This is a genomic window from Paenibacillus sp. J31R109, from assembly GCF_059692055.1.
This window is the reverse complement of record NZ_JCAUAR010000002.1, coordinates 699,374-714,223: the sequence shown is the minus strand read 5'-3', so window position 1 is coordinate 714,223 and position 14,850 is coordinate 699,374. Positions and strand designations below refer to the sequence as shown.

Annotated in this window: 14 protein-coding genes; 7 read left to right on the top strand and 7 right to left on the bottom strand. The window is 45.2% G+C overall.

The genetic code is table 11. The features are described 5' to 3' along the window. The first annotated feature begins 33 nt into the window (after positions 1-33). The 5 genes from AC58QT_RS09000 to AC58QT_RS08980 all read left to right on the top strand — a co-directional run bounded on the left by AC58QT_RS09000 (position 34) and on the right by AC58QT_RS08980 (position 4,808). On the top strand, positions 34-1,386 hold the full coding sequence (locus AC58QT_RS09000; protein ID WP_497408606.1) for a GGDEF domain-containing protein: 1,353 nt from the start codon (positions 34-36) through the stop codon (positions 1,384-1,386). Between the two features lie 162 nt (positions 1,387-1,548). Beyond that, entirely contained in the window at positions 1,549-2,565 is a 1,017-nt protein-coding gene (locus AC58QT_RS08995) for an NAD-dependent epimerase/dehydratase family protein (protein WP_497408605.1), read from the top strand. A 2-nt stretch (positions 2,566-2,567) separates the two neighbouring features. Beyond that, complete coding sequence (locus tag AC58QT_RS08990; RefSeq protein WP_497408604.1) at positions 2,568-3,635, top strand: dihydrodipicolinate synthase family protein; 1,068 nt, start codon at positions 2,568-2,570, stop codon at positions 3,633-3,635. 76 nt (positions 3,636-3,711) lie between these two features. Next, positions 3,712-4,509 (top strand): polysaccharide deacetylase family protein, encoded by a 798-nt coding sequence (locus tag AC58QT_RS08985; RefSeq protein WP_497408603.1) that lies wholly within the window; start codon positions 3,712-3,714, stop codon positions 4,507-4,509. Between the two features lie 128 nt (positions 4,510-4,637). Further along, a complete protein-coding gene (locus AC58QT_RS08980) occupies positions 4,638-4,808 on the top strand; it encodes a Spo0E family sporulation regulatory protein-aspartic acid phosphatase (RefSeq protein ID WP_497282462.1) in 171 nt (56 codons plus the stop codon). A 22-nt stretch (positions 4,809-4,830) separates the two neighbouring features. On the opposite strand, the gene AC58QT_RS08975 is transcribed toward AC58QT_RS08980, so the two are convergent. From AC58QT_RS08975 to AC58QT_RS08955, 5 genes are all read right to left on the bottom strand, one after another. After that, a complete protein-coding gene (locus AC58QT_RS08975) occupies positions 4,831-5,934 on the bottom strand; it encodes a GerAB/ArcD/ProY family transporter (protein WP_497408602.1) in 1,104 nt (367 codons plus the stop codon). 12 nt (positions 5,935-5,946) lie between these two features. After that, positions 5,947-6,111: a hypothetical protein gene (locus AC58QT_RS08970; RefSeq protein WP_497408601.1), complete on the bottom strand. Its 165-nt coding sequence runs from the start codon at positions 6,109-6,111 to the stop codon at positions 5,947-5,949. A gap of 62 nt (positions 6,112-6,173) precedes the next feature. After that, on the bottom strand, positions 6,174-7,373 hold the full coding sequence (locus AC58QT_RS08965; protein ID WP_497408600.1) for a Ger(x)C family spore germination protein: 1,200 nt from the start codon (positions 7,371-7,373) through the stop codon (positions 6,174-6,176). Continuing rightward, on the bottom strand, positions 7,370-8,458 hold the full coding sequence (locus AC58QT_RS08960; protein ID WP_497408599.1) for a GerAB/ArcD/ProY family transporter: 1,089 nt from the start codon (positions 8,456-8,458) through the stop codon (positions 7,370-7,372). Before AC58QT_RS08960 ends, AC58QT_RS08965 begins: the two co-directional genes overlap by 4 nt. Continuing rightward, positions 8,451-9,971, bottom strand: a complete 1,521-nt coding sequence (locus tag AC58QT_RS08955; RefSeq protein WP_497408598.1) for a spore germination protein — start codon at positions 9,969-9,971, stop codon at positions 8,451-8,453. The genes AC58QT_RS08960 and AC58QT_RS08955 overlap by 8 nt, the downstream gene beginning before the upstream one ends. A 238-nt stretch (positions 9,972-10,209) precedes the next feature. Here AC58QT_RS08955 and AC58QT_RS08950 point away from each other — a divergent pair, with 238 nt between their 5' ends. Both AC58QT_RS08950 and AC58QT_RS08945 read left to right on the top strand, forming a co-directional pair. Next, positions 10,210-10,842, top strand: coding sequence for an SGNH/GDSL hydrolase family protein (locus AC58QT_RS08950; protein ID WP_497408597.1), 633 nt, complete (start codon positions 10,210-10,212; stop codon positions 10,840-10,842). A 181-nt stretch (positions 10,843-11,023) separates the two neighbouring features. Then, the gene (locus tag AC58QT_RS08945) at positions 11,024-12,853 is read left to right on the top strand and encodes a heparinase II/III domain-containing protein (protein ID WP_497408596.1); all 1,830 of its coding nucleotides are present in this window, start codon (positions 11,024-11,026) and stop codon (positions 12,851-12,853) included. A 100-nt stretch (positions 12,854-12,953) separates the two neighbouring features. On the opposite strand, the gene AC58QT_RS08940 is transcribed toward AC58QT_RS08945, so the two are convergent. Both AC58QT_RS08940 and AC58QT_RS08935 read right to left on the bottom strand, forming a co-directional pair. Beyond that, positions 12,954-13,784, bottom strand: coding sequence for a helix-turn-helix domain-containing protein (locus tag AC58QT_RS08940; protein ID WP_497408595.1), 831 nt, complete (start codon positions 13,782-13,784; stop codon positions 12,954-12,956). A gap of 87 nt (positions 13,785-13,871) precedes the next feature. After that, the gene (locus tag AC58QT_RS08935) at positions 13,872-14,636 is read right to left on the bottom strand and encodes a phytanoyl-CoA dioxygenase family protein (RefSeq protein ID WP_497408594.1); all 765 of its coding nucleotides are present in this window, start codon (positions 14,634-14,636) and stop codon (positions 13,872-13,874) included. Positions 14,637-14,850 lie beyond the last annotated feature (214 nt).

Below are 14,850 nucleotides of genomic sequence, written 5' to 3'. Positions count from 1 at the left end.
TGATCTTAATGATGAAGTAAGGAGCCGCCATGTATGGATATTCCAAATCGAATTGCCATAGGTATCTTAGGGCCCGACGCACTTGTGAATAAAGTGTTAAGCGTAATTGGGACGTCGTTTCCATCTTTTCAGCCGATTTCGCGAGCCTGTTCTGCAGAAACTGCGTCTGAGATTGCCGAGGAGCTGCTCTTAGAGGTGGAAGTGCTGCTTGTAACAGGTCCTACACTCTATCGAAGAGTCAAGGAGCATGTCATTACCCACTTGCCTGTACATATGATTCCATTAACGGACACGGGACTATTTAGTGCGTTATATCGTTTACGAAGTAAGCCCCAACTTCATTCAGCGGGTGCTATTTTTAGTATCGATTCTTTTACATCCTCCACCTTAAGCAGGCATGTGAAGGAAATCGGTGAAACATCATCCAGCTTTTTGATTTACGATGGTGTTCCCTATCCGCAAGTGGAGACCATGATGCACTTCCATGTAGAAGCGTTCCGCAACGGAGCTGCTCAAGCCGCATTGACCACAGATAGTGAAGTTGCGGATAGGCTGAATGAGCAGGGAATTCCTTGTGAATGGATTACCCCGACCGATCAGAATATTACGGTAGCCTTGGAGCGTGCGCTGCTCTCTACAGAAACTCGGCGCAGTAAAGAAGCGCAAATCCTTGTAGGTATGATCAATGTGGATGATTTCGGCAAAAAGCTGCAACAGCAGAGTACGGAGCACGATATCCAACGTTTCAAGCTGGAAGTTCACAGAAAACTGATTGATTATGTAGAGTCGTTGGACGGCTATTTAACGCATCTTGGTGCGGATGAGTATTTATTTTTTACAACACGGGGGATCTTCGAACGTGAAACGGTGGGCTATAAGTCGGTTCCGCTTGCTCGAGAAGTTTGGAAATCGCTGGGTCTTTCGCTAAGTATGGGCATCGGCTTCGGCCGCAGTGCGAATGAAGCAGGTACGCATGCCCGACTTGCCCTGCGCAGATGCAAAGAGGCGGGCGGGAACACTTGCTTTATTGTTCGTGAAGATAAAACGCTTATTGGCCCGCTAGAAATGGCGGATCCACTCAGTCGGGATTTGTCGGTGACAGATCCCGAGCTGCTGAAGTGCGCAGAAGATGCCGGGATGACGTCAACTTATTTAAGCCGGCTCATGGCGACAGTCGCAAGGACGAGCAAGCTCGACTATGAAGTGCATGAGTTAGCGAGTATTCTTGGCGTCACGGTTCGAAGTACGCATCGTCTACTGCTGCAATGGATGGACCATGATTTGATTTCGAGCGTTGGTTATGTGAAGGTCCCCAAAGGTAGACCCAAGCAAACGTTCAGACTTCAATTCCTAGAGAAATTGGCTGCTGATCCAAGTCGTGTATAGATAGGAACATACGAACCGCTCTTAGATTGGCCATGCTGCCAGTAAGAGCGGTTTTTTCCTTGCATTTAAAGACGATATAAAGATTTGTCTTTTATGTTTGAGAGTCCGTATACTACAGTCAGGAAGCTTAATTCAAGAACATAATGTGAGGAGATTGCGAGAATGAGAACATTAGAAGATTTGGATAAGGTTATGTCGTCACCGTCACCGGAATTAATCCAGTTTATGCGGGAATTGGATGGGGATATTATGCTGCTTGGCGTTGGAGGCAAGATGGGACCGAGCCTAGCCAAGCTAGCCATGAACGCGATTCAAGCTGCTGGTGTTGATAAAAAGGTATATGGGGTTTCGCGCTTTTCAGAAAGCGGTTTGCAGGAGGAACTACAATCCTTTGGTGTAGAAACCATTGCCTGTGATCTTTTAAATGACGAAGCGCTGCAAGCGTTGCCAGATGTGCCCAATGTCATTTATATGGCAGGCACTAAGTTCGGTACAACGGGAAAAGAGCATTTCACTTGGGTGATGAACGCGTATTTGCCTGGCAGAGTAGCTGAGAAGTATCGTAACTCCCGGATCGTCGTATTCTCAACGGGTAATGTGTATCCGTTTACTCCAGTGGCCTATGGCGGGGCTCATGAAGCCATTAGTCCTGCCCCAATTGGTGAGTATGGTCAGTCCTGTCTTGGCCGTGAGCGAATGTTTGAACATTACAGTCATAAGAATGGTACGCCGGTTTTGATCTATCGTTTGAATTATGCGATTGATTTACGCTACGGTGTATTGTTAGAAATTGCGAAATCTTTAAAAGAAGGTCGTGCCATCGATCTTGCTATGGGGCACTTCAATTGTATCTGGCAGGGAGATGCGAATGATATTGCAATTCGATCACTAAAGGCTACACAAAGTCCAGCTAATTTCTTGAACGTGACGGGACCTGAGACCGTCTCTGTGAAATATGCCGCGGAGCAGTTAGGCCAACGCCTTGGAATTGAGCCTATCTTCAAAGGTCAAGAATCGGAAACAGCACTGCTAAGTAACGCAGCGAAGAGTATGCAGCTATTTGGCTATCCGCGTGTTTCACTTCTACAGATGTTTGATTGGGTAGCAGAGTGGATCGAGCATGGTGGCAGTATGATTAATAAACCTACTCATTTCCAAGAGAGAGAGGGGAAATTCTAGCCATGACAGGACGCCGGGAATTAAGTAATGAGCAACGAATTGCGCTGCACGATGGAATGGTCATTCCAGCGCATCCACTTGCCTTAACCGCAGATCGATTGCTGGATGAGCAAAGCCAAAGAGCGTTGACACGTTACTATATGGCAGCGGGTTCTGGTGGAATTGCAGTTGGCGTGCACTCCACACAGTTTGAAATCCGTGATCCGAAATACAATTTATACGAGAAAGTACTCCGTATGGCTTCGGAAGAGGTGGATCGCGCAGGACTTACTAGACCTTTTATCAAGGTCGCAGGCATTTGTGGTCCTACAGATCAAGCCAAAGACGAGACAGATACGGCCATCTCCCTTGGCTATGATGCAGCTTTATTATCTATGGGTGGCTTGAGCGGCTGGACGGAGTCTCAAATCTTGGAGCGGACAGCACGCATTGCGGAGAAAATGCCCGTCATCGGATTCTATCTTCAACCTTCTGTTGGCGGCAAGGTATACAGCTTTGATTTTTGGAAGCAATTTGCTAACATTCCGGGCATTGTAGCGATCAAAATGGCTCCCTTTAACCGCTATCAAACGATTGATGTCGTACGTGCCGTCTGCTATTCAGAGCGCCGCGATGACATAGCTCTTTATACCGGCAATGATGACAACATTATTAATGATCTTCTAACTGTTTATAAATTCCAAGTTGAGGGTAAGAACATAGAGAAAAGAATTGTAGGCGGATTACTTGGACATTGGGCCGTCTGGACGCAAAAAGCAGTGGAGCTTTTAGACGAAATAAAGGGAATCCGAATGAATCCTACGCTGGCATCTGAATGGCTTACACGGAATATCGAGGTGACCGAAGCGAATGCAGCGTTCTTCGATCCTGCCCATGGCTTCGCAGGTTGTATTCCTGGTATTCATGAAGTACTTCGTCGTCAGGGATTGTTGAAGGGAACATGGTGCTTAAATCCACATGAAGAGTTGTCGCCTGGTCAATCGGAAGAAATTGACCGCATGTACAAAGACTATCCTCATTTGAATGATGATGCCTTTGTGAAGACGAATCTATCGAATTGGTTATCCTAATTAGGAAATGATAGCCCGCCAAAGAAGTTTCTGATACATTGAAAGTATGACATTGACTTATTTTGGAGGGGTTCCTTTGCGTATTCGATTAGATCGGTTTCCACAAGGTGTCACCAAAGCTTTAACGCTAAGTTACGATGATGGCAAGTTACATGATCGCCGGCTTGTGCGTATATTGAATGAATACGGAATAAAAGGCACGTTTCATTTAAACAGTGGATTTCTAGGAAAAGAAGGGTATATCGAGGCGTCTGAGGTGACTTCGTTATTCGCGGGACATGAGGTATCTGCTCATACCATTGATCATCCTTTTCTAGAGCAATCGCCAATGGACCAAATCGTACGAGAAATTTCACGTGATCGTGAAGCCTTGGAATCATTGGTCGGCTATCCTGTGCGCGGAATGAGCTATCCTTTCGGAACCTACTCCGATCAAGTCGTTCAAGCACTGCCTTCACTAGGCATTGAATATGCACGTACGGTTGCTAGCCATGGCGGATTCCAAATGCCGCAAGACTTCTTAAGGTGGCATCCAACGTGCCATCATAAGAACATGCTTGAGTGTGCGGATGCGTTCGTACAACTCGAACAAAGGCATTCTCGGATGTCGTTATTGTATGTCTGGGGACACAGTTATGAGTTCGAAAATGATAACAACTGGGAGATACTTGAGGAGTTCGGTGACAAAGTGAAAGGCAGATCCGACATCTGGTTTGCAACGAATGCTGAAATTGTGGCGTACATGCAAGCCCTTGAACGTCTTCGTTTCTCCGCGAATTGCCAGATCATCCATAATCCTTCGGCCATTCCAGTCTGGATAAGTGTAGAAGGAGAACAGGTAGTGGTTCCAGCGGGACAAATCATCAATATATAGTGTTTTTTTGTGAAAAAGTGTAAAATCGCCTAATTTGCTAATAGTTTCTTAACAATATTCAATTATGATAAAGGTAACAAAACGTGTGAGTTATCCACAATAGGAATTTCAAAATCGGGGGGATCAATATGGGACAACGATATGAGTTGGAAGAAAAGATTGAAGCACTTCGTAATGAGCTGAATCTTGCTAGTCAAACATACGGCCTATTGTCTGATACGGTATTGAAACTTTCTATCGAACTGGATGAACTGTTGAATACCTATTATCAACTTCTTTTTCTTCGAACGATTGCCTAATGAGGCAACGAAGAAACCGAGTTCACACTTGCGGGTGTGAATCTCGGTCTTTTTTATTTCTAAGCCATGATAGTCCCCATAAGACAAGGGGGATGGCTACCATATGGATCGGGAAAATAATCTGAACAGCAATCTTTTGCGGGAAAAAGATGGAACTGTCGTAATAACTGCGCGGCAGCATGGCAAGAATTAGAATAACCGGAGCCACTAGCCAAAGCATGCGAGGCCAATGCGTAACTTTAAAAACTTGTGCCGTGCCGTATGTGCACACGAAGAAGTACAAGGATACTTTCATGAAGACGCCTATAATCCAGATGGGAATAATGAGGGCATCTAGATTTTGAAAAAAGTTATAAACGGAAATATAACGTACCAGATTGAAATAAGGATATGTCTGCCCGGCAGCCATTTGAACGCCAAAGACCGTAATGAGCACGAACGTTGCTATACTAGTCAGCAAGCCACCTACAGCAACGCTGAACAAAACGGGCTTCGTCCCCCGATCAGGATGAGATAGGAAAGCAAGCAGGAACACAAGCAGCATACAATCACCGAGAAAAGCCCCCGTATGTATGGAACCCTTCAGAATGACTTTCATACCCGAATCCACATAGAAAGGGAGGAGATGTTTAAGTTGAATATCTCGGATACTCAGTAGGAATGTCACCATAATCATCAGTAAGAGAATAGGCCCTAAGAGTTCACTACTCCGGGCTAGGGCTTCAATTCCGCTTCGCGTGACATAGATAGCAACAAACATCATAGCCATAATGGGCACGATGATAGGGGTTCGCGGCAGAAGCGATGCGAGAATGAATTCGGCGTATTGTCTTAATATGATGGCAAGTACAACATACCAGTAAGCTCCATAGACAATAAATAGCAAACGAGCTACCCATTTACCAACTAGTTTAGGTAGGTATGTGACGAAGGTTTGTCCTGGATAGTTCCGATTGATTCGCGTGCAAATGAAGGCGATAAACATACCGATGAGTGTCGCAATTAACATGGAAAACCAGGCATCGTTTTTGGCCGTTAGTAAAGCAGGACGAATCGTCAACAGAATGGTCATGCTGATTTGCATCGTGGCTATCATCCAGAATAATTGCTTTCCACTGATCCGCATTCGCATACTCCTTTATTGATCGATCAACTTGGCTAACGGTTGAAAAATATGATCCACCCAATGTGTTGGACCTGGCAGTCGAGGATTCATAGCGAGAATTACAGCTAGGATCCAACACAAGCTAAGGATGGTAAAATAAGTGACTCGCTCTTTATGTGGAGTTTTTTTTCTAATCATGAACCATTGCACCCCAGTGACTAGGAAACAAATCAGCATAAGCCATGGAATTGTAGTAGAAGTCATTTTCTTGGTTGCTCCTCCAATTCAACTTCCTTGATGCTGGTTAGACCTGGGCGTTGAATCGTAGCATGAGGTTGAATATCAACCTCAATGGTGGGGAACATTTCCTCCCACCCCGCTTTTTGCTTTTCCCATTCTTTCGGGTAAACGCGATGAAAGGCACCGCCAAAATCAAAAATATCTGCTTGTAGTTCCCTCTGCACTTTGTTTAAAGCAATGCGGACACGTGCTTCGATATCCTCATTCATCGCTTTTTCAATGATTTTAACTGCATGGGGATCAGCACTAATTACTAATGATGTTGAATTTTGCAGAGCACTATTCTCTGTGCGAATTTGGAGCTGAACCGTCCAAGTCCCGTTCTTGATCATTGGCTTAACCTTGGTTTTACTGTTTATTAATCGGAGTGAAACGGAGCCAGGGTCATCTTCAGGATTCACTGTGACAACCGCTTGACTAATTTCATCTCTAACCCAGAGTATGCCTCTAGTTGTAAACTCATCGACGACGCCAACCATTTTGCCCTCTCGAAAGATAGCTGTACCATTAACGGGTGTAGGCATATTATCATAATTGTCTGGAGCTGACACAGGTAGAAGTTCAATCCAAGGCGTTGCAGCCGCGCCAGTCTCCTCGACCAGCATTTGAGCAAGTTCAGCGAGTGTAACGCTGAGAGAAAGCTTTCCTTTCGATATTTCACGCATAATCTCCGCCGAATTTCGTTCAAGGAAAGAACGCGTATCTAGCAAATTTCTCGCCTTCCCTTTGGCTACATACATATAAGCACGTTCTCTTGGCTGCGGAGCGCGCATTAAGTAGTCAATTTCATCTCGAATGCCATCCTTGGCAATATCCTCGCTAAAAATAAATACCTCTGCATGCCCCCAAAAAAGCTTCCGTGGGAGCTTTTCTTGAATATGGGATAACGCATCAGCAATATTTTCCCCTGTCGCAGAAGTGACAATAGAAGCTTGGTTTCCCACATTCGCGCCTTGCTCCCCCATGCCATTGGCAGAAGAAGTCCTTGGGACGAAGATTTGAACAGATAGCAAAATAGTCTTCGAGTCTACCTTATCAATAGCTGCGCCAGTAATCAGAGCCACATCATTCACTTCTATACGATCCCAACATCCAGTAAGAAGGAAGAGGCTTACTACTAGCGCTAACGGTAATCCTAGGTGACGAGTGAAGGCACTCATCGTTGGAGTCTGCCTTTGATGAGAACGGTGATAAGCAAGAATGCTGGGATAACGACTTGCATGAGCAATGAGAAAAACGGAATGCTCGTGTTTAAGGAGTGAGCCATTTCTTGCGCATTAGGGGCAACCCAAATGTTGATGAGAATGATGAGAAAGCCCATTGGAATAATGAGTGGGCGATAATCAGACAACTTAAACAATTGTGCTGTCCCCAAAGTGGCCCAATAATAGGTAATTGCGACTTTAATAAAAATGCCCATTAAGGAAACGGCCATCAAGACAGATTCCAGATGCTCAACAAAATCGGAGAGAGCAATATAGCGTACGGCGACTAAGAATGGAAAGCTCATAGCCGTGGTGAGTGAACCAAATGTAAATAAAATAGCCAAATTAATGGATAACATGGTGAACATAACGGCTAACATGCTGTAAATACTCCATTTCATACCGTGTTCCTTTTTTGTTAAATAGGGAAATAGGAATGACAGGAAGAAAAACTGTGAGAACCAAGAAGCAGGCGCAATGGACCCTAGTAAAGCTGGAAGAGGTCCGTTTCCCAAAATAGGACGTATTTGTTTGAAATGAAAGTCCGGGATTAAGGTGAAAATCATCGTCAAGATAATAACCATGGCAGCCGGTATGAAGAGTTGTGTGGTTCGCGCAATAACTTCAAGACCTGTATATAATGCATAGGCACATACCGCCGTAATGGCGATCACGACGATGATTAACGGTGTTTCACTTAGGAAGTTACTTGTAATAAAATCACCATATTCTCTAAGTGTAAGACCAGTTGAGTACAGGAGGACTAATACATAAATAAAAGCCATGATGGATCCCAGATACCGCCCGCAAATATGAGGGAGATATTGAATAACGGTATCCGTTGGGAACTTCGTGTGTAATTGGAAAACAATATAGATGGTTAAGAGACCGACAAGGGCAGCAAGAATGGGTGTCATCCACATATCCGTTCCTGCTAGTCGCATCGTAATAGCAGATATCGTGATTGTCGTTGTTACGAGTATCGTCGGATGCATGATGAGCGCCATCTGCATGGGGGAGATTCTACCTTTTTCAATCATGGGCATCATTTCCTTTAAGGTGATCTGGTTTTTGCCCCTTAGGCTCACGAATATTATTCGATTTGACCGTAAACAGAGGTCGGCGTCTTATTGACCAAATCGGGGCACGGACAAGCACATCTTTCAGTTCACTTCCTTTCATAGGAGCAAGTGGCTGAAGATAAGGTACGCCTAACGAACGTAGGGAGCACAAATGAATGACAATGACAATAAATCCTAGCATCAAACCTAATAACCCTAGTATGCCGGACAAGAACATGATGGGGAACCGAAGCATACGCAGTGCAATACCCGTTGCGTACTGCGGCATCATGAAGGAAGCAACCCCAGTTATGGCAACCACCATAACCATCGGTGCGGATACTAGGCCAGCTGAAGTCGCTGCTTGTCCAATGACGAGCGCGCCAACGATACTGACAGCAGCACCCACTTGTTTTGGAAGTCTAACCCCTGCTTCACGCAAAGCTTCAAATGATATTTCCATGAGCAAAGCTTCTACTAGCGCAGGGAAAGGAATATCCTCACGAGACTTCGCAATGCTAAGTAACAACGAAGTTGGGACCATTTCTTGATGAAAAGTTAGAATTGCAATGTATAGGGATGGCAGCAAAAGTGTTGTGAAGAAAAAAACATAACGCAACCACCGTATTAATGTGCCAATTATGAAACGTTGGTAATAATCCTCTGGAGATTGCAGCATAGAAAAGAGGGTTGCTGGTGCAATTAAAGCGAAGGGGGTCCCATCGACAAGAATGGAGACTTTACCTTCCAGCAGTGCAGCGCACACCACATCCGGTCGCTCAGTGACTTGAATTTGTGGGAAAGGTGAGAAAGGACTATCTTCAATCAGTCCCTCAATGTAGCCACTCTCCAAGATTCCGTCAATCCGAATTTCGCTAATTCGCTGGTTGACCTCCTCAATCAGTGATTCTTTTGCGATCCCCTCCATATACACAGCGTAGACCATCGTTTTGGTATGGGTGCCTAGTATATACGGGATCATTTTCATAGCTGGACTTTTGATTTTCCTACGCAGCATAGATGTATTAACAACAAGTGTTTCTGTAAATCCTTCTCGTGGTCCTCGAACCACGGATTCAGCCGTAGGCTCGTTGATCGCTCGTTTCTCCCACCTAGCTACACCAAGCGCGAAGCAGGATGGCAAACCTTGTATGAAAAGGCCGACACAACCGGAAGAAATATGCGAAATGACCTCTTCCATCGTTGTAACTTCAGTAATGTTAGAGATCGAGACGAGAGCTGATAACTCTTTCGTTGTATAGTTCCATTCCACTTCAGGCTCTCTAATAAGTGGGGTTAGGATATCTTTGTTAATAAGTTCTAAATCAACTAAGCCTTCCACATAAATCAGAAAAGCTTTTGTTGTCTGACCAACGTCGAAGGGGTGAATATGGATATCATGACAATTATGATAAATAAGGTTAAGTTCACGCAGATTGTCCTGAAGTTGGTCAGAGATGAATGTAGGTAAAGTCGTAGACATGGCATCCATGAGCAAAACTCCTTATTAATCTCACGTCCTTAGAAAAGGCGCAGTCATTGATTTGGGTATTCCGTATCTTTTTGTCCAATTTTGTCAGAATTTAAACGCATGTTGTCCATTCAGGGGTTACTTGAATCGAAGATTTTCTTTGTTCACGCGACTCATCAGACATGGTATAATTTGTGAGGAATTTATCTCATCAGTACGTAAGAAGAAGGCTTGGTCAATCAAAGGAGGATTCATGAGGATGGCAGTATGGGTAGAGCAAGGAGATACCGTTCTATTTCAAGGAGATAGTATTACGGATGCAGGACGTATTCGTGATAATGGCAACGATCTAGGCAGAGGCTATGCACTTATGACAGCTGCACTTTTTTCAGCGAAATATCCGGAGAAACAGGTTAAGTTCTTGAACAGAGGGATTTCTGGCAATCGTGTTCCTGATTTGCAGGAGAGATGGCAGCAGGATTGTTTGGATTTGAAACCAAATCTAGTTTCGATTTATATTGGCATCAACGATACGTGGCGCCGATTTGATCGTAATGAAGGGACCTCAACAGAGAAATTTAAAGAGGGGTACCGTAACCTGCTAGAACAGACAGCAAGTACGGGAGCGAAGCTGCTTCTTATCGAGCCATTTGTACTGCCGGTGCCTGAGGATCGCAAGCTATGGAGAGAAGATTTGGATCCTAAGATCACAGCTGTCCGTGAATTAGCCAGAGAATTCGGCGCACGTTTACTATGCTTAGACGGTTTGTTTGCCCAAGCTTCTACGCAAGCTGATAGCGCTTTCTGGGCACCAGATGGCGTTCACCCGTCTCCTGCTGGACACGCATTAATTGCCAATGCTTGGCTGAAGGCAGTTGGAGCTGCAGAGTAGGGAATTCAATATATTGTTTCGCTTTAGATTATAAAGCTTCCGCAACTTGCGAGAAGCTTTTCTTGCTATAGAAGAAAAGTGGTCATTATTTGACGTAGAGTGGTCAAAATAATAGCTAGTTTGTAGAGAGGCGTTGGGTTTATAGTTAATAGAAAAAGTGTGTAGGCTAGGAGGATTATCTATGAATAGTCGATTATTATTGGAAGCATTGCTAGAAGCTGAGAGTGACCATAGCCGCTTGTTTGACGAAGCTTTGCAGGTAGTCAAATCACCGATTAAGCAAACGGAAAGTCCTCTGCTCACAACGGTATATAACGAGATTACACCTTTAATTCAGACTTTTGAAAGTAAGCCAATTGCAGCGTTACCCTTCAAAGAGTGGGATTTATATCGCTCCGAGGGTTTGCGAATGGAGTTCGAAACGCACTATTTCGATCGCCGCCGCCGCTTAGCAGCTTTGGTTGTAGCCGCGTTGAAGGATGGCATTGCGCCGTATGTGTCAGCATTGGAAGATACGATCTGGGCCATTTGCGATGAATATACGTGGTGTTTGCCAGCACATTTAAAGAATCATGATGCTGCTGTTGAGGGGGAAGAATTCAAACATATTGATTTATTTGCTTCCGAAACCGCACATGCACTCAGTGAGACCTGTCATATGTTCGGAGATCAGCTGAATGGTATCGTCGTGAGAAGAGTGCAGCGTGAGATCATGAACCGAGTCCTTGAGCCGTATATGGCCATTAAGCGAGCTTATTGGTGGGAAACCTGTGATATTAATTGGTCCGCGGTTTGTGCAGGAAACATCGGTATGACGGCGATTTATCTGATCCCTGATTCGAAAGCGCTGTTGCCGATTATTGGACGTGTTCTCGACTCGATGGATTGCTTTCTGGAAGGCTTTTCAGACGAGGGTGCTTGTTTGGAAGGTTTAGGCTACTGGTACTATGGGTTTGGTTATTATGTGTATTTTAGCGAGCTGCTGAAGCAGCGTACGGGAGGCAAGGTGGATATTCTCCAATCCGATGCCAAAGCTCGCAAAGTCGCTCAATTCCCACAGCGCTGTTTCTTGCAAGGCAACCATATTGCTAATTTCTCTGATTGTTCGAAGAAGAATGGGATTCAAATTGGCATTTTCAGCCGCTTATGCGAGCAATTTACGGAAATTCGTATTCCAACACTAGCAAATCAGCCAAGTACAGTGGATCATTGCGGACGCTTCGCAAGTGCTGTGCGTAATGTGGTGTGGTTGAATGAACCGTTACTCCGCGAACGGGAGGAAATGCCGCTGCAGTCAGACTTCCTGTCTGAAGCACAGTGGATGGTCAGCCGAGCAAAGGTAGGAAACAAAGTCGTTAGCTTTGCTGCCAAAGGAGGACATAACGATGAACCGCATAATCACAACGACATCGGCCACTTCTTATGGGTTGTAGATGGGGTTAGATGGTTTGAGGATTTGGGAGCAGGCTTATACACGAAGCAATACTTCGGTGATGAGCGGTATACGATTCTATGTAACAGCTCAGCTGGTCACAGCGTTCCAATCATCAACGGCAACTACCAACAGGAGGGCCGTTCGCATGGCGCCCGGGTGCTAGCCGCAGACCTCTCAGAGCGTAGTGACAGGTTCAGCTTGGATTTGGCGAAGGCGTATGCGGAGCCGACCTTAGAGAAGCTCGAGCGTAGCTTCGAGTTTGATAAACAGCAAGGAAAGCTAACCCTTTCGGATGTCTTTGAATTTCGAGAGTCTGGTGCAGCGGTAACGGAACGATTCATTACTCAGCATAAGCCAGTTCTTAGACAGGCTGGGGAGATTGTACTTGCCGATAGCTCGGCAGAGAAAGTGTCGCAGCAGGTGTTACGCTATGATGCCGAACAGCTGCAGGCATCGTTTCAAGCTGTGGAGCATCAGAATCACGAAGGCGGTACCGAGACGGTGTATCTAATCGATCTAGCTGCTGCTGAAGTAGGCGCTCAAGTAAGCATTGTTGTAACGTTGGAATTGGCATAAGCGAAGGATTTAAAGCAAAACCTCCAGCTATTCTCGGTATGGACTGCGTATGCAGCGTTAATCCGAGATAAGCTGGAGGTTTTCTGTTTGATTCATTTTCCTAGGCATTAAGCCACAATCCGAATTGTTGGCGATATTGCAGGGGAGTTAAGCCTGTCTTCACTTTGAACATTCGGGAGAAATAGTTCGCATTTTCGATGCCAAGCTCATAAGAAATCTGTGAGATGGGCTTCATGCTAGTCGCAAGGAGCTTCTTGGCTTGTTCGATTTTGATACTATGGACGAAATGGAGCGGCGCTTGACCGGTTTGCTTAATAAACAACTTGCGCAAATGAGAGTCACTTAGCTGAACAAGCTCTGCCAACTCATGAACTTCCGGCATCTGTTGCGGATGCGCGTGTAAGAAATGGATGATCGTGTGAATCCGTTTATCCAAGTGCGAAAAGCTCGAGCTGGGCTCAGCCACCCCTCGTGTATGCAGCAGCGCATGCAAGACGCGGAGCAAGGAAGCCTGCTGTACCAGATGAACATAGGGGGATGGGTCACGTTCAGAGCGCAGCATCTCGTGAATAAAAGGTTCAACCACGCTTGCACTATCCTCATAGAGAAGCGGAATATTTAATAGCTGGATCCAGCTTCGATTACTCACTAAGGAGATTTCGGCATCGAAGTTGATGCTGGTTAACAATAGGTCATCTGAAATGGCGTGAAAGCTGATTAAGCTTTCAGCAGGCAGAATAACGATATGGCCTTCTTTACATCGTAAGGAAGTTTGATCAATCTCCAGTTGGAAGATTCCTTTATGCACGAACCACATGACGCAATGACGGAGTGTACGGTCTTTGGCTTGCCAGTGATAATCGAGTTGATATTGTGTAATATGCAGAAATCGGATTTCTAACGCTTCAATCATCATCTGAAAAGAATTCAAAGCGGTTCCCTCCGCACCCAGTCTCGTCTGTTTCTATTATTCTATCATGTTCGCTAGGACAAGACGAGGTGAGGAAGTGTGGTCGTATTACGCCGTGGGGATTACACCTTTAATATCCTCATTGCGTTTCAAACGATCTTCACCATTCACGAGGAACGTACGGATACGTGTAGTATCGCCGCCCCACTCTTCAATTTTGAACTTGACCTCGGGGGTCGTATAACGGACCGAGAAGGCTACACGAGGTATGTTGGAAGTATTATTTTCAGAGCCATGGAAGGTAGCTTCATTAAAAAAGGCAATCTGACCCGGGGACATCTCTAAGTCGATGGCTAAGGATTCGTCGATGGACTCTGGCGGAAGGCCTTGCTCAAAGGCACTTTGATCAGTTCCAGTAGCCACATGTGCAACGAACGATTTGTGCGTTCCTGGAATAACACGGAGGCATCCGTTTTCACGAATCGACCATCCCAAGCTTACCCAAGCTGTCGCATTGATCGCAGGTTCCATTGGCCAATAATTGATATCTTGGTGCCAAGGAATGAATTTATCATTATTAGGCTCTTTGTACCAGAAATGCATAGCCCATAGCACGAGGTCATCTCCGAGAATCTGTTTCATTGCGTTAATGATGCTCGGATGCGTGGCAAGCGTATATGCCCAGTGATGGTGCTGGTGCCAAGCGGACAAGTTCATTTTCGTGGGACCAGGCTCGAATTTATTTTGTCCAATGACCTCGAAGAATTGATTATAGTACTTATCTGATTCCTCCAGCGTAAGGCCTTGTATAGGACCGCTATAGCCTTCGTTGACGTACTGCGTGAGTGAGAATGGATCGCCTTTTGTTATCATTTGGATAACCTCCCATGTGAGTTAGCTTGGATTGCTTGCTTAATGCAATTGTAAGGCTTAACGCTCTTAGGAGTAAGGAAGTAAAACGATTATGAATAGCACAAAACGCTTATTTTTCAATGTGGTAGCAACGGAGAGTTAAGTGTTGAAACGCTAGGACCATTTAGGGAGGAAAATAGTAGGACTCTGTCGAACTGGTAGTACTATCGGCCCA